The 22,198-nt window shown below is 57.1% G+C and carries 17 protein-coding genes; 7 read left to right on the top strand and 10 right to left on the bottom strand.

Annotated features, from left to right (window positions below; all coding sequences use genetic code 11):
- The first annotated feature begins 89 nt into the window (after positions 1 to 89).
- The 5 genes from AB4N53_RS25000 (at position 90) to AB4N53_RS24980 (ending at position 9,600) form a co-directional block, all read left to right on the top strand.
- Positions 90 to 2,132: a type VI secretion system Vgr family protein gene (locus tag AB4N53_RS25000; protein WP_460124362.1), complete on the top strand. Its 2,043-nt coding sequence runs from the start codon at positions 90 to 92 to the stop codon at positions 2,130 to 2,132.
- The gene (locus AB4N53_RS24995; protein ID WP_460125256.1) at positions 2,122 to 2,865 is read left to right on the top strand and encodes a DUF4123 domain-containing protein; all 744 of its coding nucleotides are present in this window, start codon (positions 2,122 to 2,124) and stop codon (positions 2,863 to 2,865) included. The genes AB4N53_RS25000 and AB4N53_RS24995 overlap by 11 nt, the downstream gene beginning before the upstream one ends.
- Positions 2,862 to 7,592: an RHS repeat-associated core domain-containing protein gene (locus AB4N53_RS24990; protein ID WP_460124359.1), complete on the top strand. Its 4,731-nt coding sequence runs from the start codon at positions 2,862 to 2,864 to the stop codon at positions 7,590 to 7,592. Before AB4N53_RS24995 ends, AB4N53_RS24990 begins: the two co-directional genes overlap by 4 nt.
- Positions 7,589 to 8,005 carry a hypothetical protein gene (locus tag AB4N53_RS24985; RefSeq protein ID WP_460124356.1) on the top strand — a complete coding sequence of 139 codons (417 nt, stop codon included), beginning with the start codon at positions 7,589 to 7,591 and terminating at the stop codon, positions 8,003 to 8,005. Before AB4N53_RS24990 ends, AB4N53_RS24985 begins: the two co-directional genes overlap by 4 nt.
- A gap of 569 nt (positions 8,006 to 8,574) precedes the next feature.
- Positions 8,575 to 9,600, top strand: coding sequence for a hypothetical protein (locus AB4N53_RS24980; RefSeq protein ID WP_460124353.1), 1,026 nt, complete (start codon positions 8,575 to 8,577; stop codon positions 9,598 to 9,600).
- A 142-nt stretch (positions 9,601 to 9,742) separates the two neighbouring features.
- On the opposite strand, the gene AB4N53_RS24975 is transcribed toward AB4N53_RS24980, so the two are convergent.
- The 4 genes from AB4N53_RS24975 to AB4N53_RS24960 form a co-directional block, all read right to left on the bottom strand.
- Positions 9,743 to 10,465 carry a tellurite resistance TerB family protein gene (locus tag AB4N53_RS24975; protein ID WP_252875659.1) on the bottom strand — a complete coding sequence of 241 codons (723 nt, stop codon included), beginning with the start codon at positions 10,463 to 10,465 and terminating at the stop codon, positions 9,743 to 9,745.
- Between the two features lie 281 nt (positions 10,466 to 10,746).
- Positions 10,747 to 11,304, bottom strand: a complete 558-nt coding sequence (locus AB4N53_RS24970; protein ID WP_042606925.1) for a hypothetical protein — start codon at positions 11,302 to 11,304, stop codon at positions 10,747 to 10,749.
- A 5-nt stretch (positions 11,305 to 11,309) separates the two neighbouring features.
- Positions 11,310 to 11,891 (bottom strand): ComF family protein, encoded by a 582-nt coding sequence (locus AB4N53_RS24965; protein ID WP_281924607.1) that lies wholly within the window; start codon positions 11,889 to 11,891, stop codon positions 11,310 to 11,312.
- A 303-nt stretch (positions 11,892 to 12,194) separates the two neighbouring features.
- A complete protein-coding gene (locus AB4N53_RS24960; protein ID WP_016771524.1) occupies positions 12,195 to 12,380 on the bottom strand; it encodes a hypothetical protein in 186 nt (61 codons plus the stop codon).
- A 403-nt stretch (positions 12,381 to 12,783) separates the two neighbouring features.
- On the opposite strand from AB4N53_RS24960, the gene AB4N53_RS24955 reads away from it, so the two are divergent.
- Complete coding sequence (locus AB4N53_RS24955) at positions 12,784 to 14,412, top strand: glucan biosynthesis protein D (protein ID WP_071174494.1); 1,629 nt, start codon at positions 12,784 to 12,786, stop codon at positions 14,410 to 14,412.
- 177 nt (positions 14,413 to 14,589) lie between these two features.
- On the opposite strand, the gene AB4N53_RS24950 is transcribed toward AB4N53_RS24955, so the two are convergent.
- The 3 genes from AB4N53_RS24950 to AB4N53_RS24940 all read right to left on the bottom strand — a co-directional run bounded on the left by AB4N53_RS24950 (position 14,590) and on the right by AB4N53_RS24940 (position 18,269).
- On the bottom strand, positions 14,590 to 15,696 hold the full coding sequence (locus tag AB4N53_RS24950) for an NADH:flavin oxidoreductase/NADH oxidase (RefSeq protein WP_460124346.1): 1,107 nt from the start codon (positions 15,694 to 15,696) through the stop codon (positions 14,590 to 14,592).
- A 266-nt stretch (positions 15,697 to 15,962) separates the two neighbouring features.
- On the bottom strand, positions 15,963 to 17,672 hold the full coding sequence (gene recJ, locus AB4N53_RS24945) for a single-stranded-DNA-specific exonuclease RecJ (RefSeq protein WP_460124343.1): 1,710 nt from the start codon (positions 17,670 to 17,672) through the stop codon (positions 15,963 to 15,965).
- Between the two features lie 54 nt (positions 17,673 to 17,726).
- Positions 17,727 to 18,269 (bottom strand): YaeQ family protein, encoded by a 543-nt coding sequence (locus AB4N53_RS24940; RefSeq protein ID WP_083366913.1) that lies wholly within the window; start codon positions 18,267 to 18,269, stop codon positions 17,727 to 17,729.
- 146 nt (positions 18,270 to 18,415) lie between these two features.
- Here AB4N53_RS24940 and AB4N53_RS24935 point away from each other — a divergent pair, with 146 nt between their 5' ends.
- Complete coding sequence (locus tag AB4N53_RS24935) at positions 18,416 to 19,615, top strand: CaiB/BaiF CoA transferase family protein (protein ID WP_024011725.1); 1,200 nt, start codon at positions 18,416 to 18,418, stop codon at positions 19,613 to 19,615.
- 222 nt (positions 19,616 to 19,837) lie between these two features.
- On the opposite strand, the gene AB4N53_RS24930 is transcribed toward AB4N53_RS24935, so the two are convergent.
- From AB4N53_RS24930 to AB4N53_RS24920, 3 genes are all read right to left on the bottom strand, one after another.
- Positions 19,838 to 20,119 (bottom strand): DUF3509 domain-containing protein, encoded by a 282-nt coding sequence (locus tag AB4N53_RS24930; protein ID WP_016771530.1) that lies wholly within the window; start codon positions 20,117 to 20,119, stop codon positions 19,838 to 19,840.
- A 162-nt stretch (positions 20,120 to 20,281) separates the two neighbouring features.
- Complete coding sequence (locus tag AB4N53_RS24925; protein ID WP_460124339.1) at positions 20,282 to 20,689, bottom strand: response regulator; 408 nt, start codon at positions 20,687 to 20,689, stop codon at positions 20,282 to 20,284.
- 117 nt (positions 20,690 to 20,806) lie between these two features.
- A complete protein-coding gene (locus AB4N53_RS24920; protein WP_460124336.1) occupies positions 20,807 to 22,180 on the bottom strand; it encodes a transporter substrate-binding domain-containing protein in 1,374 nt (457 codons plus the stop codon).
- Positions 22,181 to 22,198 lie beyond the last annotated feature (18 nt).

Raw genomic sequence — 22,198 nt, 5'->3', positions numbered from 1 at the left:
TTGTTTACGCCCCTCCAGAATTTCGCGTACGTTGAGCCGCTTTTTTGCGGTCGTCGACGAGCGCCGCTGTACAGCACGAGGAACAAGGGATGTTCGCGCCGGCCAATGAAACCCACTTTGCCCTGACCATCGAAGGGCTTTCCGCTGACTTTCAGGTATTCACCCTGCAAGGCCGGGAAGCCATCAGCCAGCCTTTTGTCTTTGAGGTGGAGCTGGTCAGTGAGCAGCCGTCGCTGGACCTCGAAACCCTGCTGCACAAACCGGCCTTTCTGCAGCTGTCGCCTGACGGCAGCGGCATTCATGGCCAGATCTACCGCGCCGCACAAGGCGATTCCGGCAAGCGTCTGACCCGTTATTCGGTGACGTTGCGCCCGCAACTGGCGTACCTCGCGCACCGCATCAACCAGCGCATCTTCCAGAAGCTCAGCGTGCCGAAGATCATCGGCATGGTGCTGGAAGAGCACGGCATTCAAGGCAACGCCTACGAATTCAAGACCGGCTCGATCTATCCCGAGCGCATCTACTGCGTGCAATACGACGAGTCGGATCTGCACTTCATCCAGCGCCTGTGCGAAGAAGAAGGCATTCATTTCCACTTCCAGCACAGCGCCACGGCGCACAAGCTCGTGTTCGGCGATGACCAGACGGTGTTCCCAAAACTTGCGCCTGTGCCCTATCAGCAAGACTCGGGCATGGTCGCCAGCAACCCGGTGATCAAACGTTTCGACCTGCGCCTGGAAACCCGCACCAGCCGCACCACCCGTCGCGACTACGACTTCGAAAAACCGCGCCTGACCCTGGAAAGCGAAAACCGTGGCGACGCCCTGCCCGACCTCGAAGACTACGATTACCCGGGCCGCTTCATCGACCGCGAGCGCGGCAAGCACCTGGCCAAACGTGCCCTCGAACGCCATCGCAGTGACTTCCAACTCGCCGAAGGCAAGAGCGATCAGCCATTGCTGGTCAGCGGCCATTTCCTCGCCCTGACTGAACACCCGAAAGCCAAGTGGAACGACCTCTGGCTGCTCACTGAAGTCCTGCACGAAGGCAAGCAACCGCAAGTGCTCGAGGAGTCGGTGACCAGTGACACCACCGCACTCAAAGACGATTTCCACCAGGGCTACCGCAACCGCTTCCAGGCCACGCCGTGGGACGTGCCCAACCGCCCGCCGCTGCGCCACCCGAAACCGCGCATCCTCGGCAGCCAGAGCGCGGTGGTCACCGGCCCGAAAGGCGAAGAAATCCACTGCGACGAATACGGCCGGGTCAAAGTCCAGTTCCACTGGGACCGCGAAGGTCAGGCCGACGACAAAACCAGCTGCTGGCTGCGCGTCTCCAGCGCCTGGGCCGGCGCCCAGTACGGCGGCATCGCCATCCCGCGCATCGGCATGGAAGTGCTGGTCACCTTCCTTGAAGGCGACCCCGATCAACCGCTGATCAGCGGCTGCCTGTACCACAAGGAAAACACCGTCCCCTACCCACTGCCGGCGAACAAGACCCGCAGCACCTTCAAGACCCTGAGCTCGATGGGTGGCGGCGGCTATAACGAACTGCGCATCGAAGACAAGAAAGGTCAGGAACAGATCTACCTGCACGCCCAGCGCGACTGGGACGAAAACATCGAGCACGACCAGAAAATCCGCGTCGGCAACGAACGCCACGACACCGTCGAACAGAACAGCTACACCGAGTTCAAGGCCGAAGAACACCACACCGTCTACGCCGACCGCAAAGTCGAAACCCGCGCCAACGACCACCTCACCGTCGGCGTCAACCAGCACATCAAGATCGGCACCGGCCAATTCATCGACGCCGGACAGGAAATCCACCTGAGCAGCGGCATGAAAGTGGTGATGGAAGCGGGTGCGGAGCTGACCCTGGTCGGCGGCGGCAGCTTCATCAAGATCGATGCTGGCGGCGTAACCATGAGCGGGCCGGTGATCAACATGAACTCTGGTGGCAGCCCGGGCAGTGGGACTGGTGCTGCGCCGTTGATGCCCGGCATCCTGAAACAGGCTGACGCGGACAAGGCTGGCCAGGTCCTTACCCCGGCGCAGATCAACACCCTAAAACGCAACGCGCCGTTCTGTGAAGAATGCGAAAAATGCAAGGCAGGTGCCTGTGCCATCTGAACGAATCACCCCCAAGGACTGGCTGGCGCAACAGCCACTGCAAAGCGGCGAGCGCCTGTACCTGATCATCAGCGCCGCCAGCGACGCCGATGCGCTGAAAACCCTGTACATCACCGAACCCACCGCCCAGCTCATCCCGATCTGGGGCGGCACGCCCTACTCCACCTGGCAACCGGTGATGCCCTACCTCACCGAACTCAAAGCCAACTCCGCCTTCCTGCCATGGATCGCCGATACCGACGCCCTCGACTGGGGCTGGCTGGCCGTGTCGCGTTCAGAACCGAACGAAGTGTTCGAACATCTGCGCAGCCTGACGCAGGTGAAAATGCCGGATGGCACCGAGGTGTTTTTCCGGTTTTGGGATGGGCGGCATATCTATCCGATCTTGCGAGGGCTTGGGGAGAAGGCTGGAGAAGTGCTGCCGGTGTTTGAACGGTATCTGATCAATGGGCAGGCGCTGGAAGTGGGCACGCGGGTGGTGCCGAAGGTGCGGGATTGGCCGTGGTGGGAGGTGCCGAAGGGGTTGTTGGAGGGGTTGATGGCAGAAAATCCATCAACCGTTATCGGCAACATGCTGCAGTGGCTGCAGGAGGAACACGCCGATCTGTATTTCTCCTTTCCCGAATCGAACCTGAAACAAAAAGTGGCGCGCTTTGTTAAACGCACGCCACTCACGGAAGAAAACTTTACCGGGCTATTGAAGGCCTATCTGGAAAAAGAGGTGGTGGTATGAGCGTTCTAATGGGCGGGATCGTTGGCGGTCTCACAGCAAAACAACCCGATGCTCAGGCCATCATCAACGACTTCAAGAAGTGCCTGAAGGATTACCGCGAGCATGCCGAAGCTTGGTACGGCGGCATTCTGGATGCGGAGCAGCAATTCAAAGTCGGTGACGAAGTTGGCACGGCTGACAAGGACAGCAAGAAGGAAAATACCCTTTATGCCAACTGTCCTGCGAACGGCAAGCTGGTGCTGATCCATAGTTTCGAGTCCGCGCGCTTTGTGCCGATCGGCAATACGCCAGTTCAACTGACACCGGTCGTCAATGGCCGCTTCATTGGCAAAAACGAAGTTGGACCGACCATCAATAAAACCATTGATGCATCAGGGATTCTTGAAGTCTCAGGCCTTACTCCCAATCAGCAGTACAAAATCACCTTCTTCCCGAATCCTACGCGTGCCCAGATCGACAGTTTGTTCAATTCCTACCAAGGCGTGATCGGCGAGTTGGGCGGCTGGCTACAAACTGAATGGAGCACCAGCTTCCTACCGCTATGGCAGGCGCACACCGATGCCTCCCTTGGTGGTCGCGCGTTGCAGGAACTGGAAGCGGCCTGGGAAGGCTTCATGAAAGCGATCATGGGCTTATGGGGCGATATCAAAAGTCTCTACGACCTCATTGCCCATCCTCGCGAAAACTACGAGAAGCTGAAAAACTTTTTTACTGAAGAACAGATCAAGAAGATCTACGACGCCTCTGCCGACGCTATTCACACGGCTTTGTTAATCGCGAGCGATGAGCCGCTGATGTGGATATACGTCGCGGCCATCGTGGCCTGGGTGAAGATGCTGCCGCCGCAGACTTGTACCGAAGTGCTGGCGCAAATGTCGACAGAGTTCCTGCTCAACATTTTGATCGGCGTTGTTTTGACTGGTGGTCTTGGCTTGGCCGTACGCGTGGGTACAAAAGCCGTCAAAGGGGTACAAAGCAGCGGCAAAGTCATAAAGCTGATTGAAGACTTCACCGGCATGTTGATGAAAGTCAGCAAGTCCAAAGCGACGCCGCATACCGAAGCATCGAAGCCGTTGCTACTCAATGGTGATTCGAAATTCAATCCGGCACGCAAAGCGGATGTTCAGATTGCCGCTCCCAAACCTGCCGAAACCGCGACAGCTCCGAAGAGCAAGCCACCGGTCACTGGCGGAAAAGCGGAATCCGATGCGCAGATTCAAACCCGTAAAAAAGATGAGCCAACCTCACGGATCGAGCAGGTAGAGGCCGTCGACAACGCCCCCGAACAGCCCAAGAACCCAGCGAAAAAACCAGCACAATGCGTCGACGACACATGCTCAGACGGCGAACCAGTGTCGATGGTGACCGGTGAAGAGTTACTGACGCTCACCGATGGGGAACTGGGTGGCCTACTGCCTTTTGAGTGGACACGCCTATACCGAAGCAGTGCAGTCGAAATTGATAGCCGCCTCGGCTATGGCTGGAGTCATTCACTGTCTCATCGCTTGCAGATCGACGATGAGGGTGTGCTGTGGACGGACAACGAGAACCGGCAAACCCGTTTCCCGATGCCCACGGAACAGCGGCCGGCCATCACTAACAGTCTGGCTCAGGCAGCAATTTATCTAGGCAATGACCCCGGCGAACTCATTTTGACCCAAGCCGGGGCAAAAACACGCTTTTACCATTTCCGTGCCGGTCGACTGACCGCGATCAGCGATGCGTACGAAAATCTTCTGCACATCAGTTATGACTTCGTTGATCGTATCCAGCGCATAGATAACGGCGCAGGGCGCGCCCTTTTGCTGCGCTACGAAGACAGACACATCGTTGCCGTCGATCAACAGCAACAACGCCCCGAATACGATGAACGCGGCGAACGCCAAGACCCATGGCTGACGATTCATACCCTCGTCACCTACCGATACAACGCACTCAATCAACTGGTTTCTTCCACCAATGCGATGGGCGAAACCGAGCATTACCGCTACAACGATCAGCACGTCATCCTTGAGCGACAAATGGCCGGGGGGGCTAGCTTCTTCTGGGAGTGGGAGCGTGAAGGCAAGCTGTCCCGATGCGTGCGTCATTGGGCCAATTACGCGCAGATGGAAGCGCGTTACGAGTGGGACGATAAAGGCTCAGTCATTGTCCATAACGCTGACGGCAGTGAGCTGGTCTATGTGCATGACGAAAATGCACGCCTGGTCAGTGAGGCCGCGCCCGACGGTGGTGAAACGCAGAACGCTTATGACGATCAGGGTCGACTGATTGCTGTTAAAGATCCCATGGGAGCGATCACCGAGTATCAGTACAGCGATGCCGGACGCTTGATTGCGGTGATTCCACCGGAAGGTGTTCCGACGCGTTACAACTACTTCAACGGTCAACTTATTGATGTCCAGCGCGGCAAGGCCCGCTGGAAATACGAACGCAACCGCCAGGGCGATATTACCCAACAAACCGATCCTGACGGCAACGAGACCTTCTACAGCTATGACCGTCAGGGACGCTTGCTGGAGATCCGTCACCCCGACGGCAGTCGTCATCAACTGGGCTGGAACAACCTCGGCCAGTTGTTGGAAGAGCGCCTGCCGGACGGCGGTCAACGAAAATACCGCTACGATGCCCTCGGCCGGCAAATCACTCGCCAGGACGAATTCGGCGCGATCACCCAATATCAATGGGACGCCGTCGACCGCCTGACCCAAGTCACCCTGCCTGGCGGCGCCACCCGCGCGTTTACCTACAATCCTTATGGCCGCGTCACCGCAGAACGTGACGAGCTCGGCCGCATCACCCGCTACGAATACGCCGACAACCTGCATCTGGTCAGTCGCCGCATCAATCCCGACGGCAGCCAACTGCGCTACCGCTACGACAACGCGCAACTCAACCTCACCGAGATCGAAAACGAGCGCGGCGAACGCTATCAACTCGATTATTACTCGAACGGCCTGATCCAGCAGGAAACCGGCTTCGACGGCCGCCGCACCGCGTACGAGTACGACCTCAACGGCCAAATGCTGAAGAAAACCGAGTTCGGTGACGACGGTAGTGAACTGGTTACCGAATACCAGCGCGATGCCGCTGGCCGTTTGCTGGTCAAGAAGCTGCCCGATGGCGAGGAGATTCACTACAACTATGACGCACTGGGTCGATTGGTTAACGTCGACGACGGCCATTGGCCGCTCGCTTATGAATACGACGTACAAGATCGCTTGATCACCGAACATCAGGGCTGGGGTACCACGCGTTACGCTTACGACAAAGTCGGTCAGCTCAGCCACTGCCGTCTGCCGGATGGCTGCACGCTCGATTACCGTCATTTGTCCGGTGGACGCCTGAGCAGCATCGACCTCAACGGCTCCCGCCTGACCAGCCACCAGTTCAATGCCGGTCGCGAGCAGCAGCGTCAGCAAGGTTTGTTACTCAGCCAATACCAATACGATGAACAGGGCCGACTGCAAGCGCACAGCGTCAGCCAGCGGGAAAAACACCTGTTCCAGCGTCGTTATAACTACGATGCCAACGGGAATCTCGCCGGCATTAACGACAGCCGCAAAGGCAACTGCAGCTATCACTACGATCCACTGGATCGCCTGATCAGCGTACGCGGCGCCATGCCAGAGAGCTTCGCCCATGACCCGGCAGGCAACCTCCTCGGCCAGAATGACCTGCCCGCAGCCAACCTCGCCAACGTCAAAGGTAATCGCCTGCTGATGCAAGGCGACCGCCACTACGACTACGACGCGTACGGAAATTTGATCCGCGAGCGTCGCGGCAACGGCCAAAAGCTCGTCACCGAATACCGGTACGATTGCCAACACCGCTTGATTGGCGTCAGCCTCCCAGGCGGCAGCACCGCCACCTACAAATACGACGCCTTTGGCCGCCGCATCGAGAAAACCGTCGACGGCCATACCACTGAATTCCTCTGGCAAGGCGAACGATTGATCGCCGAAAGCGCAGAAAATCGTTATCGCAGCTACATCTACGAACCGGGCAGTTTCCGCCCGTTGGCAATGCTCGACGGCGAAGGCCCGCTAAAAGCTGCCCCGTTCTATTACCAACTCGACCACCTCGGCACACCGCAGGAACTCACCGACTACAGCGGCGAAATCATGTGGTCGGCAAAATACCGCGCCTACGGCAACCTCGCGGCGCTGGATGTGAGCGAAATCGATAATCCGCTACGTTTTCAGGGTCAGTATTTCGACGCCGAGACAGGCTTACATTACAACCGCCACCGCTACTACAATCCGGGAACTGGACGGTTCTTGACCCCCGATCCGATCAAGCTTGCGGGTGGGTTGAACAGCTACCAGTACGTGCCTAACCCTACGGGGTGGGTGGATCCGTTGGGGCTGGTGTGTAAACAGACAAACGGTGCCACTCCGAAAAAGCCTCCGCAAAAAACGACCCCGCCCGAGGTTGGAGAAACACTTAAATTTGAGCATTTCGAGCAAGCGCGCAATAAGGCACTTGAATGGCTTGAAAGCAATGGATTCAAAGCAGAAAAGCCAACCATTGGGAAGTTTGGTACAAATGCCGGTAAGGTTGTAGGCATGCAAACCGCTGACGGCAAGACTGGCTATCGAATCGAATATGATGAAAGAAGCGGCGCACATATAAACGTTTGGTCAGGAAAAAAGCCAGCACCACATTACCTTTTCAATGCAAGCGAAAAAACTGTATTAAAATTACTGAGGGCATTTAAAAAATGAGTTACTTCGACGAAGAACTTGAGAAAGAATTGTCAGAATCCAGCATTAACTATGTAAAACTTAACAATGATGCGCATGACAACGCCGTCTCACATATCAATGGAAATTTTCCGTTTATTGGATCAAAAATCGCCTGGAGCTCACTCCCCAACAGCGTATCGCATTCAAAAAACGCTATAAACAAAGCCATTGAAGAACTTTCAGAAAAAGCAAAAGATCTCAAAATAACTGAAATTACCTTTATCGGCGACTCGCTTACAGAGAGTGCTTACAAGTTTCACACCGCCGATCTTAAAAAAATAATAACGACTTTTTCTGAAATACCGCAACACACCTATTTTTTCTCCGAGCAGTTTAGTTTGATAGGTTGCATAAGCAGCGAGGGCGAAATAAATTTTAGTGAGACCACTTAAACATGACACATAACAGACAAATAAGGACAAATTGATTTTCTATTGAAAAAAATCCGCCCCCATTTTTCGCGCCATTCAATCAGAGAAAACAAATTTAAAAAAACAGGATAATTATACTTGCCAGCCAAGATACTCTGAAAGCTTTGCAAACACTGAATTTATCTCGATCTCTCTAAAAAATGGTAAGTTACTATAGCGACAAACCGGTTGAAGAATATCGAAAACCAAGACCGACTTTATTGACGATGAAACGTCAGTCAGCGGCCAATCCAAAATCAAAAATTATCAGCAAAAATTCTCACCAATTCCTGGTGAGGATGACACGGATGATATAGAGCGTGATATGTAAGGAGTTGAGTTCTGGAGACCTTAATTGATTAGTTGTACGAAAGATCTGCCGGGCCGCCTGATAAGCGTGAAAGGTGCGTCACCGAGCCCTGCAAGGCCACTGTCAACTTAAAACGCCCCAATCAAGAATAATAAAAAAAGAAAACTTATGCTCAACGCTTAATCACCAGATCACATCTCTGCGACACTCTCACGGATTAAATAACCAAAGGACTGTTATCTTGAAACACTTGAGCCGCACTCTCACCTTGCTTCTAGCTTTTACCTTCTCCCTAAGCGCAATCGCGCTGTCACTTCGATCCGAACAACGTCCCGACGGCACAACTGCCTTGTTGCTCACAAACGAAGCCAGTCCAGAACGGGCTTACAAGCTCAACCAAGACCCGGCGGTTCGCTCTGCACTCGTTAATTTTTTTGGGTACCAAACCGGAAGTTACACCAATGACAATACGATGATCGTGCAGCAGGTTCTTGAAGCGCTCGATTCGCAGATGGCCACGTTTGTTGATGGCGTGCCTCCCGGCAGAAAAATGATCACCGCCATGGACGACGGTAACAACGGATTCGAGCGCGGCGCATTACTGTTGGACGACAAGGGGCATTTGCTCGCCGTAGGATTGGTCAATGGCCACTGCACCGTCAAGTCTCGTGAGGAAGCATTGACTTGTAACGATGCGCCGGAAACAGTGCTGACTATTTTCCAGCCAGAAGGCGCCAAGAAGGCTGACGCTGACTCTTTGGTCTCCTGGAGTAAGCAGTTGCCTCCTATGATGGCGCTGTGGGCGGAGAGTGATGACCCAGAACGCCGAGCCGCTGCGCAGAAGATTGCCCACGTTGAGTACATCGTGACTCAGCCGAAACAGGGAGCCTGGTCTGCGGCTCAATTACCTTCCGATTTTCCAAAAGCGATGCTGGCATTGCTTCCGCAGCGAGCTCACCTGATTGGCGCTGGCGCTCACGGTGTATTTACGACACCGGGTATGGAAGGCACACCAATTGACGGTGATTGGGACAAAATAGCCGGACGCCCTCAGCATGAATATGAGGTCATTCTCAGGACTTTTACCGAATACGCGGATGTTATCGACTTCTATCAGCAGCATGCGAAGGACGCGGAAGTCAGCGGCAACGAGCGCAAAGCACTGGTTGAGGGTCACATTGATGGTGGTACCTATAAAATAGAAATCACCAATAGAAAAGAAGCCGGCACAGTGATCACGTTCTCCGCTTGGCGGCAGGAGGTTTGATTCGCGCTTCCTGCAGCAGCCAGACAGCTGTGATCACAGGCGCAAAAAGCTGATCTTTCTAACCGCGCTCAACTGTCGCTTTCCTCCAGTCCGCAGGCAAAAAAATCGCAGCCTAACACTGCGATTTTTTTAAACGATAACTTTAAGCCCCCGCCAACCGCACCTGCCTCTCCAACTCCACCTTCAACCCCGGCTCCAATTTCAACTGCCGTGCCAGTTCATCCAGATAACTCTTCTCCATGAAATTCTCCTCATCCACCAGCATCACACTGGCGATGTACATCTCCGCCGCCATTTCCGGCGTGCTGGCCGCGCGGGCGACGTCGGTGGGGTCGAGGGGTTTGTTGAGTTCGGCGTGGAGCCAGTGTTGCAGCTCCTGGTCGTTGTCGAGTTTGGTGAATTCGCCTTCGATCAGTTCGCGCTCCCGCTCGTCGATGTGGCCGTCGGCCTTGGCGGCGGCGACCAGGGCTTTGAGGATCGCCTGGCTATGTTCTTCGACTTGCGCGGGGGGCAGGCGGTCGAGAGTTTGTGGTTCGCGTTGGGGTGCGCTGCCTTTCTGGGCGTTGTAGTTGCCGTAGGCCTTGTAGGCCAGCACGCCCAGCGCGGCGAGGCCGCCGTAGATGGCGACTTTGCCGCCGACCTTGCGAACTTTTTTGTTGCCGAGCAGCAGGCCCATCGCGCCAGCGGCCAATGCGCCGCCGCCCGCGCCGGAGAGCAGGCCGCCGAGGCCGCTGGAGCCTGACGAGCCGCCGAGCAAGCCGCCCAGTCCGCTGGCAGCCGACTTGTTGGAAGCGCCACCAGTCTTGTTCTGCAGCATTTCCTGCCCGGACTTGAGCAGTTGATCGAGCAATCCACGGGTGTTCATGTTCCGTCTCCAAACAAGGGTTATCCGGATCTAAGGCCCTCAGCCTAGTTCGAAAGTGCCCGAACCCGCCCCGCGAGTGTGCTTCGAGATGTTGCTCAACCAGCAGCCGTGTGGGATGTACAGCCAATCAATCAAACCAACGACGGTTAACGTCTGCTGCTTACGCTGCGTCAAACCGTCATTTTGGTCTTCCGGCCCGGGGGGTATTTCGGGTGCGTCGCCAACGCCCTTCGCGCCGGCTACCACACTCTGCCGAAATCATAAAAACCCGAAAAGCATCATCAAAACAAAAGCTCTGCCTGATCGTGTTTCAACAAGGAAATACGATCGAACAGCCTGATTTTTTCGTTGGCTTTTTGCCTGGCGTGGTCGGACATGACTGCAATCAACTCCTCAAGCTGGCTGACATCTCCGACCACTTTGAATTGCTTTTCCTTGTTGACGAATACAAGAGACTTCTTTTTTCGCGATAACAGTTCAATGACATTGCTGAGCGTACCGGTACTCTTGGCATCCCAGATCATCAAGCCATAATCAGCCGCTTCGGCCATGACCACGTCTTTTTCGGTGAAAAAGGCTCTTGATCCCTTGGTATGTTTTGAGGCCACGGGCCTGGCGGGCCATTGCCCAAGGTTATTCCTGGGCACCGAGCCGCTGCAGAACACCGTTGTTCTGGAAGCTTCGAGACTCAGCAGGTACTCCTGAATGGAGCTATCAGCGCCACCCGCATCACCCACCACCACCTCAAAATCAGACGCAACGATATTATTGATGCGCTCTTTAACCTTTGGATCAAGGTTCTTGATGTTGATAGAGCCAGCAATAAATACAGTGGTCATTGAGTTCATTTCCAGGTTAGTGCCGCTACGTAGATCTTTCCGACCTTTGGATATTTACGTAAAACGGCGCAGGCCGCGTCCATCGACGCCCCACTATCAAACAGATCATCTACTACCAAAACATTCCAGCGCCCGTCAGTAGTGATTTCATCATTGATGCTAAAACTGTTTCCAATCGCAGCAACTTTCTCTGCTTTGGAATGCAGATCCTTGAGCGACTTTCCCGTCGCCGCCTTTCTGAGCAAATCCGAAAAAACCGGCCGCCCGATGATTCGTCCCAACGCCAGGGCAACCTCAGTCACCGGTTGTCGCTGACGGATATTCGAAGCTGGCATAGGCACTACAAACCCGACCTGGTCCAGTCTGGGGAACACATTCGTCGCTACGGCTTGAGCAAGTGGGCCGACCTGGTTCCAATCCTTCTGGTACTTGAGCTGGTAGGTTGCCTCACCTATCTCGGTACGCTGATTATCGAAACATGGGTGTCCGCGATCATCGTTGCCCAGAAAGGTACTACTTACCATGTGTTTGTCCAGCACCCAGCCCTGATCCCAAGGGCCGTTGATCTGCTTGAGGGATACTTTCATCGAATTCTCCGTTATTCATGACAATCTCTTAAGCCCTGAAACCAAGGGCCGAGCATCTGCAGCGACGCGCAAGAGCAAACAAATAACGGAAAAAACACCTGCTAGGGGTGGTCACGCTGATGCCTGCACAAAAACAGGCATTTCCTACAGATACGACCTTCCTGAAAAACTCCCATTTCCTACGGCATCATCCCGTTGCTGCCAAAAAACTGTGGCGAGGGAGCAAACTCCCTCGCCACAGGTCAGGTTGATTTATCCGTCCACCGTGGAAGCCAAATGGCTTTCACGGTGACTGCTTCAGCGCTAAAACCGCGAAACACTGCGCATCGCATCCACCAGATAACGCATGGCGATCCGGTCACTCTCTGACAGCTCTCGATAACGCTCCACCAATTTCAATTCCTCGGAATTGAGACGGCGTCTTCTGCGCCCGCCGCCCAAGCAAGGAAAGATGCCCAACATTTCGGTGATGCCCTGTATTTTTGCCATGGACGATGTCCTTCTCTATTGAGTCAAGAAACTGCTGAACCTCACATCGCCCTGCCTCTTCGAGCAGCGTCGTGTGCCCCGCCGGCACGAAGGCTTGTATCCGGTCTTGTCCATAGAATAGGAATTAAATCGGCGTTGAAAAGTGGTTTTTAGAGTAATTAATCGAAAAAAGCAGATATGCCCTCTAAATCAGAGAGCCCTGTCAGAAAAATTACAGACATGTCTTGTTTCATTGCCAGATGACGCAACGCAAACAAGCCTTTTTGCCCGACAATCGAACCGATTAAGCTAGCGGGCATCTGTTTATAGTCCGTTGCGTTTGGCCGAAGGCATGACCGAACCGTAATTTCCGATCCGACAGGTGCCAGGAACGGCGCTGGATTGCACACGACAGGTTGTATTTATGCACCGCAGGAATTTGCTCAAAGCGTCCATGGCCATTGCGGCCTATACCGGTCTTTCCGCGTCGGGCCTGTTGGCTGCTCGCGCCTGGGCGGCCAATGGTGGCGCCGCCGATGGCGAGGCCCAGGCCTTCGATTTCGAGGCGTTGAAGCGTCAGGCCAAGCAGCTCGCCGGCAATGCCTATCAAGATACGAAACAGGTATTGCCGCCGACCTTGGCGACCATGACTCCGCAGAACTTCAACGCGATCCGCTACGACGGCGAGCATTCACTGTGGAAGGAAAACAAAGGTCAACTGGACGTGCAGTTCTTCCACGTCGGCATGGGTTTCCGTCAGCCGGTGCGCATGTACAGCGTTGATCCGAAGACGCGCATGGCGCGCGAGGTGCATTTCCGCCCGGCGCTGTTCAATTACGAGAACACTTCGGTCGACACCCAGCAGCTCAAGGGCGACCTGGGTTTTGCCGGCTTCAAGCTGTTCAAGGCGCCGGAGCTGGATCGGCATGACGTGGTGTCGTTTCTCGGCGCCAGCTATTTCCGCGCGGTGGACGCCACTGGCCAATATGGCCTCTCCGCGCGCGGCCTGGCCATCGATACCTACGCGAAGAAGCGCGAAGAGTTTCCCGACTTCACCAAGTTCTGGTTCGAGACGCCGGACAAGAACGCCACGCGTTTTGTGGTCTACGCCCTGCTAGACTCGCCGAGCGCCACCGGCGCCTATCGCTTTGACATCGATTGCCAGGCCGAGCGCGTGGTGATGGAAATCGACGCGCACATCAACGCGCGTACCACCATCGAACAACTGGGCGTGGCGCCGATGACCAGCATGTTCAGCTGCGGCACTCACGAACGGCGCATGTGCGACACCATCCACCCGCAGATCCACGACTCGGATCGTCTGGCCATGTGGCGCGGCAATGGCGAGTGGATCTGCCGTCCGTTGAACAACCCGGCGACGCTGCAATTCAATGCATTTGCCGACAAGGACCCGAAGGGTTTCGGCCTGGTGCAGACCGACCACGAATTCGCCAACTATCAGGACACCGTCGACTGGTACAGCAAGCGCCCGAGCCTGTGGGTAGAACCAACAACCGCATGGGGTGAAGGCTCTATCGATCTGCTGGAAATTCCTACGACCGGCGAGACGCTGGATAACATCGTCGCGTTCTGGACGCCGAAGAAACCCGTGGCTGCCGGTGATTCGCTGAACTACGGATACAAGCTGTACTGGAGCGCGCTGCCACCGGTCGGCACGCCACTGGCACGGGTGCACGCAACGCGTTCGGGCATGGGCGGCTTCACCGAGGGTTGGGCGCCGGGTGAGCACTACCCGCCAGTCTGGGCGCGGCGTTTTGCCGTGGACTTCACCGGCGGCGGCCTCGAGCGCCTGCCACAGGGCACCGGGATCGAGCCAGTGATCACTTGCTCCAATGGTAAGGTGCAAGACTTCAGCGTGCTGGTGCTGGATGACATCAAGGGTTATCGGATCCTGTTCGACTGGTACCCGACTAATGACAGTGTCGAGCCGGTGGAACTGCGCCTGTTCATCCGTACCAATGACCGCACGTTGAGCGAAACCTGGTTGTACCAGTACTTCCCACCGGCGCCGGACAAGCGTAAATACCCTTGAGGTTATAAGGCGGCTGTTCTGGCGTCATTCGCGAGCAGGCTCGCTCCCACAGGGGTCCGCATTCCTATTGTGGGAGCGAGCCTGCTCGCGAAGAAGCCCGCCTGACAACGCAAACTTGTGCCGAATAGAAAAGCCCCGACCATCACCGGCTCGGGGCTTTTGCTTTTCAGCCTTCAATCAATCGCGCAAATCCGATTCATGAATCGGCTGATCCCGATGGGTCGCGCGCTGATACTGCGCCGGCCACACCGCTTTGCGCCCGCCCAGATCATCATCGGCATGCAGCGGCCAGTAAGGATCACGCAGCAGTTCGCGGGCGAGGAAAATGATGTCGGCCTGACAGGTGCGCAGAATATGCTCGGCCTGCGCCGGCTCGGTAATCATTCCCACAGTGCCAGTGGCGATGCCTGATTCCTTGCGTACACGTTCGGCAAAGCGCGTCTGGTAACCCGGCCCGACGGGGATCTCCGCGTTAGCCGCAGTCCCGCCCGATGATACATCGATCAGATCCGCGCCAAGGGTGTGCAGACGCCGCGCCAGCTCCACTGTCTCATCCGGATTCCAGCCGTCTTCGACCCAGTCGGTCGCCGAGACGCGGACAAACACCGGCAATTCCTCCGGCCACACCGCCCTCACAGCTTCAGTGACTTGCAGCACCAGGCGGATGCGATTCTCGAACGAACCACCGTACTGATCGCGGCGTTGATTGCTCAGCGGCGAAAGAAACTGATGCAGCAGATAGCCGTGCGCGGCATGCACCTCGACCACACTGAACCCCGCCGTCAGCGCGCGTTTGGCCGCATCGACAAAGGCCTGGATCACCTCGGCGATCTGCCCCTCATCCAGCTGCTTCGGTTGGGTGTGCTGCGGATCGAAGGCAATCGGCGATGGTCCGACCGGGGTCCAGCCGCCATCTTCGGGTTTGACGCTGCCATGCTTGCCGATCCACGGCCGGTGAGTGCTGGCCTTGCGCCCGGCGTGCGCCAGTTGAATACCCGCGACGGCGCCCTGCGCGGTGATGAAGCGAGTGATGCGTTGCAGCGGGGCGATCTGTTCGTCGTTCCACAGGCCAAGGTCTTCGGCGGTGATGCGCCCGTCGGCGGTAATCGCCGTAGCTTCGGTAAACACCAGACCGGCACCGCCCACCGCGCGGCTGCCCAGGTGCACCAGGTGCCAGTCGTTGGCCAGGCCGTCGACGCTGGAGTACTGGCACATCGGCGACACGGCGATGCGGTTGGGCAGGGTCAGTTGGCGAAGAGTAAAGGGTTCAAGCAGCAGACTCATGGGGCACCTCTCGAATCAGTGGGCAGGCTCCAGGGTTCTGTTTGAAAAGTCGACGAGTGACAGATAAAGGGTGCGACACCCGCCCCCGCGGGCAAAAATTCGACAAGACGTCACAAGGCCAATCAAGCAGTGCTTAGAGCCTAGTCGACAACCGAGGATGACGGAGGGTTCAGAGTAATTCAGTGTGTGAAAGGACGCTTTCGCGAGCAGGCTCGCTCCCACAAGACTGCACCGTACCTGTGGGAGCGAGCCTGCTCGCGAATGGCTTAACGCGGTTCGATATGAGCAATCATCAACTGCACAGTCTCGTTGCCGCGAAACTCGTTAACGTCGAGCTTGTAAGCCAGTTCAACCCATTGAATCGTCGGGTTCGGCCACACATCGCGATCAATGCCAAACGCGATGCCATCAAGCTTCACCGAACCGCATTCGCTTTTCAGCACCACTTTCAAATGCCGCTCGCCAACTACACGCTGCTCGACCAACTGGAACACGCCATGAAACAGCGGCTCAGGAAAGTGCTGACCCCATGGCCCGGCGTGACGCAAGGCGCGAGCCAGTTCGAGGTGGAACTCTTCGACGGCCAGCGTGCCGTCCGACAACATGCGCCCGGTGAGGTCCTCTTCGCGAAGTTGCCTGCGAACCTCAGCGTCGAATGCCTCGGCGAACAGCGGAAAATTCTCCTGCGGCAAGGTCAGACCAGCGGCCATCGCGTGGCCACCGTACTTGGCGATCAGGTTCGGATGCTGCGCCGCGACCACGCTCAGCGCATCGCGAATATGGAAGCCTTGCACCGAGCGACCGGAGCCCTTGAGCAAGCCATCACCGGCATCAGCGAAAGCGATGGTCGGGCGGAAATAGCGCTCTTTCATCCGCGAGGCGAGGATGCCGATCACGCCCTGATGCCACTCCGGATCGAACAGGCACAGACCAAAAGGCATCGATTCGACCGGCAGATCCTTGAGCTGCGCCAGCGCTTCACGCTGCATGCCCTGCTCGATGGATTTGCGATCCTGGTTCATGCCGTCCAGTTGCGCAGCCATTTCCCGCGCCAGACTGGCGTCGGCGGTGAGCAGGCATTCGATGCCCAGGCTCATGTCGTCCAGACGCCCGGCGGCGTTCAGGCGCGGGCCGACGATGAAACCCAGGTCGGTGGAAGTGATCCGCGCAGCATCACGCTTGGCAACTTCGAGGATCGCCTTGATCCCCGGCCGCGCCCGGCCGGCACGAATACGCTCCAAGCCTTGGTGCACAAGAATGCGGTTGTTGGCATCCAGCGGCACCACGTCGGCGACGCTGCCCAGCGCCACGAGATCGAGCAGTTCGCCGATGTTCGGTTGCGGCTTGCTCTCGTACCAGCCAAGGTCGCGCAGGCGCGCGCGCAAGGCCATCAACACGTAAAAAATCACCCCGACGCCGGCCAGCGCCTTGCTCGGAAACTCGCAGCCCGGCTGGTTCGGATTGACCAGCGCATCGGCCTGCGGCAGTTCATCGCCGGGCAAGTGGTGGTCGGTGATCAACACCTTCAGTCCGGCGCGCTTGGCCGCCGCGACGCCTTCGACACTGGAAATACCATTGTCGACGGTGATCAATAACTGCGGTTCACGGGTCAGCGCGACTTCTACGATTTCCGGCGTCAGGCCATAGCCGTATTCGAAACGGTTCGGCACCAGATAATCGACATGCGCCGCGCCCAGCAGGCGCAGGCCGAGGACACCGACTGTGCTGGCGGTGGCGCCGTCCGCGTCGAAGTCGCCAACAATGAGAATGCGCTGACGCTGCTCCAGAGCCGTCACCAGCAGGTCGACCGCTGCATCAATGCCTTTGAGCTGCTGGAACGGGATCAAGCGCGCCAGACTCTTGTCCAGCTCTGCCTCCGACTGCACGCCCCGCGCCGCGTACAGGCGAGTCAGCAGTGGCGGCAGATCACCGAGGAAAGGCAGCGTGGCAGGCAGTTGACGAGGTTCGATACGCATGGGGCGACGGAGGCTTCTTTTTGATTCGTGGGAAATATCAGCGGTGTCGCGACCTCAGCCGCGCTCACCTTGCAGCCATTGCAACTGGACTTCGTGCTGACCGCGATCGTCGGTGACGAAGATCGTGCCTTCGCTGATCATCACGTCCCACTTGATGACGCGGGGCATGTCCTTGGCTAGGGTCTCCAGCACTTCTTGCGGAACGGCGGCGATGTTGACGTTTTTCAGGTTCTTGATCGCCGGGATCACTTTGGTTTCCCAAACTCGCAGGCTGCCGTAGGCCAGCAGGCTGGTGCGTTCGGTGCGGCGCGAGCACCAGGTCAGGCGATCGACATCCGGCTGGCCGACTTCGATCCAGTGCAGGACACGGTCGTCCAGGCTCTTTTCCCACAAGGCCGGTTCATCCACGTCTGACAGACCACGGCCGAACGACAGCTGCTCGTTGTACCAGAGCGCGTAGGCCAGCAGCCGCACGGTCATGCGTTCTTCGGTTTCCGAAGGATGACGGGCGATGGTCTGCTTGACGCTCTCGTAGACGCTGCGGTCGAGGTCGGTGAGGTTCAGTTCGAATTTGTAGGTAGTGGACGGCTGTGCCATGAACGGGCTTCTTGATACGAGGAAAGTCGGCAAGTCTAACCGATGCCACAGGCAATCATCGAATTGATGGCAATCCAGCTGCGGCGTCTGACAGCCGGCTATGTTAAAACCCTGTATCCGTTCAGCCTTGTCCTACAGGATTTCGCATGCCGTTCACCAGCAAACCGCTCTCGGGTCTGAAAGTCATTGAATTGGGTACGCTGATCGCCGGGCCGTTTGCCTCGCGCATTTGCGGCGAATTCGGCGCCGAGGTGATCAAGATCGAATCGCCGGACGGCGGCGATCCCCTGCGCAAGTGGCGCAAATTGTACGAAGGCACCTCATTGTGGTGGTTCGTCCAGGCGCGCAACAAGAAGTCGCTGACCCTCAATCTGAAACACCCTGACGGTTTGGCGATCCTGAAACAGCTGTTGGGCGAAGCCGACATCCTCATCGAGAATTTCCGCCCCGGCGTTCTGGAGAAACTCGGTCTGAGCTGGGAAACCCTGCACGCACTGAACCCGAAACTGGTGATGGTGCGCCTGTCCGGTTTCGGTCAGACCGGGCCAATGAAGGACCAGCCGGGTTTCGGCGCGGTCGGCGAATCCATGGGCGGTCTGCGTTACATCACCGGCTTCGAAGACCGCCCACCGGTGCGCACCGGGATCTCCATCGGCGATTCGATTGCCGCGCTGTGGGGCGTGATCGGTGCGCTGATGGCGCTGCGTCATCGCGAGGTCAACGGCGGACTGGGCCAAGTCGTCGACGTTGCGCTGTACGAAGCCATTTTCGCGATGATGGAAAGCATGGTGCCGGAGTTCGACGTCTTCGGTTTCATCCGCGAGCGCAGCGGCAACATCATGCCGGGCATCACGCCCTCTTCGATCCACACCAGCGCCGACGGCAAGCATGTACAGATCGGTGCCAATGGTGACGCGATCTTCAAACGCTTCATGCTCGTGATCGGCCGCGAAGATCTTGCCAACGACCCGCTGCTGGCCAGTAACGACGGGCGTGACAGCCGCCGCGACGAGCTGTATGGCGTGATTGATCGCTGGGTCAATTCGCTGCCGCTGCAGACTGTTCTCGACTTGCTCAATCAGGCCGACGTACCGGTCAGCCGGATCTTCAGCGCAGAGGACATGTTCAACGATCCGCAATACCTGGCGCGGGAAATGTTCCTGCATGCCAAGCTGCCGGACGGCAAGGATTTCAAAATGCCCGGCATCGTGCCGAAACTTTCCGAAACCCCAGGTTCATCCGAATGGGTCGGACCGCAGTTGGGCGAACACAATGCGCAGGTGCTTGGCGATCTGGGCTACGACGCGGCGCAAATCGCCCGGCTGCGCGAAGACGGAGCCATTTGAGCACGACTGCGCGGTTTGATCATCGAGCGATAAACCGCGCAATGAGCAAACGCCAGGCAAAAAGAAACCCCGAGAAGTGGGGAGACGACTCGGGGTTAAACGTGGTCTGCTTCGAGACCCGTAGCAGCAAGCGACAAGCACCGGAGCACAATGCTTGATCCTGCTGTTATGGGGTCTGACTGACAGGGATGCAGGAAGGTTCCCACAAAAAATATTTCATCTTTACAGGGCCGGACGCTTGTCCAGAGCCGCATTGCGCAACGCCGCGATGACGCAAGGTTCCAGCCGTCCTTCGGCGATCATCACGTCGCGGTGCAGGCCGTCCACCACATCGGTCAGCAAGCGCTTGTCGCTCAACTGGGCCTGATTGAATTCGCGTTCCACCACAATGGCGCCGCTGCTGTTCTTCAGCGTCACCAGACATTCACCATGGCTGCCGCGAGGGGTCAGCGTCACCTGATACGGGCTCAGAGCCTCACCGAGCAATAGACTGATACTTTCCATCTCGATCTCCACTCAATAGTCCGAAAACACAGTGCCTGGGGCGTGTTCACATTAAATGACCACCGGCCCGAGAAGAAAGTTCTGCCTGTCGCGCCCCAATCTCATGGGGCTGCGTCTGACAGAGCATGCACGGTGAAGATGACAGAAAAATAACCGCCGGCTTCAGGCCTCGATGAGTTCCTGCGGAGTGATCAGATAGCTGTCCAGCAGCCCCCTCATCAACACTGCCGAGACCGGCGTTTGCAGACGCCCCAGCAGACGCAGGCGTTGCTGGCGGAGCACTGGTTCCAGATCACTCAATAGGCTCTGCGCGACCGAGCCCAGCAGAATCAGCGCACGCGCCTCATGGTGGGCGGCCAAATGGTGAATCAGGGCCAGGCCATCCCCTCCCTTGAGTTGCGGATCGCAAATGGCAATATCGACCGCACCGCGGTGCCCCAGGGAACACAAGGCTGACGCCAGCGAAGGCGCGGTCAAGACGTCATAGATGCCGATGGCATTGAGCATTTGATGCAATGCCATCAGTTGGAACGGGTTGGGTTCAAGAATCAAAACTTTAAGCGAGCGCATGGGCGACCTCTGGAGCGATCATCGCGGACTCTCACCGCAGTTATCGGTCACTCTAGGGCAGGCGTCTTAAGCCTCCCATCAGAAAAGTAGCCGCGTCTTGCAGGACATTTCCCTTCTTTACTGCAGACAACGACACCCGCTCTCGGTCCGGCGCTGGGTGATGTCGGTCCAGCCGCCCAACAAGCCGCGTAATTTGCCGTCGCCGCTGTAAAAAGGCACGGTCCACTGATAGACCTCTCGAGGCCCGCCATTAAATAGCAACTGGCGCTTGCTGAAGCGCGATTTGCGGGTTTGCAACTGGGCAATGAACTCGTCGTGCAGCATCCGCGCGGTGGCTTCGGGAAATGCGTCAACCTCGATCAGCAACCGCCCCTGCATCTGATCCAGGCGCACCGACAGCGCTTCTTCGTAACTGCGGTTGCAGATGATCAGACGCCCCTGCATATCGCGCACGAATACAGGGTCCGGCATGGAATCGATCAGAGCATGCTGAAAGGCCAGTTGATCACCCAGTTCCTTTTCCGCTTTACAGCGCAACTTGATCACCGCCGCCAGGCGTCGGTTCCATACCAACGACAGTATTCCGAAAACGCCGATCCCCCCCATCGCCCAGCATGCCCACTCGACCAGCCGCTCCCAGATGGACGGCACGGGTGGCGGCGAAACGCCTTCGAGCCATTTGAGACGGATCGCTCGCAGTTCAGCGGCCGGGAAAGCTTCCAGCGCTTTGTTGAGAATACTCAGCAGCTGCGGCATGCCTTTTCGCACAGCCAGATGATCGGCTTCCCACTTGCCTTCTACCAGCCCGCCGACCTTGAGCATGCCCAACGGATAAAGCTGCGCGCCGATCTCGTTTTCGATGGTCGCATAGGCTTCACCGCTTTCCACCAACGCTCGCGCTTCGGCGTATGTCTTTACCGAACGAATTTGAATCGACGGATAATCGCGCCGAATCACATCCTCCAGGGCATGGCGGGCGGGTAGCACCACAACGCGTCTGGCCAGTTGTTCGAAAGATTCCACCCTTGGGGTATTGGCATGTCCGACAAAAACCCAGCCGGCCCCTCCGAAAGCATGACTGAAATCCAGGAAGGTCTTGCGATCATCACTCATGGCCAACGTCGTACTGATGTCCGCGACCCCGCTTTGCAGACGTGCGAGCATATGATCGGTGGAGAACGACTCCTGATGCTCGAATTGCAGCCCCGTCATTGCACTGACGCGCTTGAGCACATCGTTGTTCAGACCGCTCCATTGGCCGTGTTCGTCCTGAAACAGGTACAGCGGATATTGCACCGATGCCACCGTCACTCTGGGGTTGTCGCGGATCCATTGCCGCTCTTGCGCATCCAGCTCGACAGCCGGCACATTGACCGACGCATTGGCCTGATCGAGTGCCATCTGCGCCGCCACGCCGCTGTGCACCCATCCCAGCACCGCCAACAAAAACAACCAGCCCAGTGCCGGTTTCAAACCTCTGTAAAACAGCATAGCCATTTCCTTCGTGAT

The organism is Pseudomonas sp. H3_E04 (assembly GCF_054668915.1).
This window is presented reverse-complemented; position numbering and strand designations above follow the sequence as displayed.

What these genes read in the sequence shown, in the direction of transcription:
- AB4N53_RS25000 (WP_460124362.1), top strand. Translation starts at nt 90, where the DNA reads ATGTTCGCGCCGGCCAATGAAACCCACTTTGCCCTGACCATCGAAGGG.
- AB4N53_RS24990 (WP_460124359.1), top strand. Translation starts at nt 2,862, where the DNA reads ATGAGCGTTCTAATGGGCGGGATCGTTGGCGGTCTCACAGCAAAACAA.
- AB4N53_RS24985 (WP_460124356.1), top strand. Translation starts at nt 7,589, where the DNA reads ATGAGTTACTTCGACGAAGAACTTGAGAAAGAATTGTCAGAATCCAGC.
- AB4N53_RS24975 (WP_252875659.1), bottom strand. Translation starts at nt 10,465, where the DNA reads ATGAACACCCGTGGATTGCTCGATCAACTGCTCAAGTCCGGGCAGGAA.
- AB4N53_RS24970 (WP_042606925.1), bottom strand. Translation starts at nt 11,304, where the DNA reads ATGACCACTGTATTTATTGCTGGCTCTATCAACATCAAGAACCTTGAT.
- AB4N53_RS24965 (WP_281924607.1), bottom strand. Translation starts at nt 11,891, where the DNA reads ATGAAAGTATCCCTCAAGCAGATCAACGGCCCTTGGGATCAGGGCTGG.
- AB4N53_RS24960 (WP_016771524.1), bottom strand. Translation starts at nt 12,380, where the DNA reads ATGGCAAAAATACAGGGCATCACCGAAATGTTGGGCATCTTTCCTTGC.
- AB4N53_RS24955 (WP_071174494.1), top strand. Translation starts at nt 12,784, where the DNA reads ATGCACCGCAGGAATTTGCTCAAAGCGTCCATGGCCATTGCGGCCTAT.
- AB4N53_RS24950 (WP_460124346.1), bottom strand. Translation starts at nt 15,696, where the DNA reads ATGAGTCTGCTGCTTGAACCCTTTACTCTTCGCCAACTGACCCTGCCC.
- recJ (WP_460124343.1), bottom strand. Translation starts at nt 17,672, where the DNA reads ATGCGTATCGAACCTCGTCAACTGCCTGCCACGCTGCCTTTCCTCGGT.
- AB4N53_RS24940 (WP_083366913.1), bottom strand. Translation starts at nt 18,269, where the DNA reads ATGGCACAGCCGTCCACTACCTACAAATTCGAACTGAACCTCACCGAC.
- AB4N53_RS24935 (WP_024011725.1), top strand. Translation starts at nt 18,416, where the DNA reads ATGCCGTTCACCAGCAAACCGCTCTCGGGTCTGAAAGTCATTGAATTG.
- AB4N53_RS24930 (WP_016771530.1), bottom strand. Translation starts at nt 20,119, where the DNA reads ATGGAAAGTATCAGTCTATTGCTCGGTGAGGCTCTGAGCCCGTATCAG.
- AB4N53_RS24925 (WP_460124339.1), bottom strand. Translation starts at nt 20,689, where the DNA reads ATGCGCTCGCTTAAAGTTTTGATTCTTGAACCCAACCCGTTCCAACTG.
- AB4N53_RS24920 (WP_460124336.1), bottom strand. Translation starts at nt 22,180, where the DNA reads ATGCTGTTTTACAGAGGTTTGAAACCGGCACTGGGCTGGTTGTTTTTG.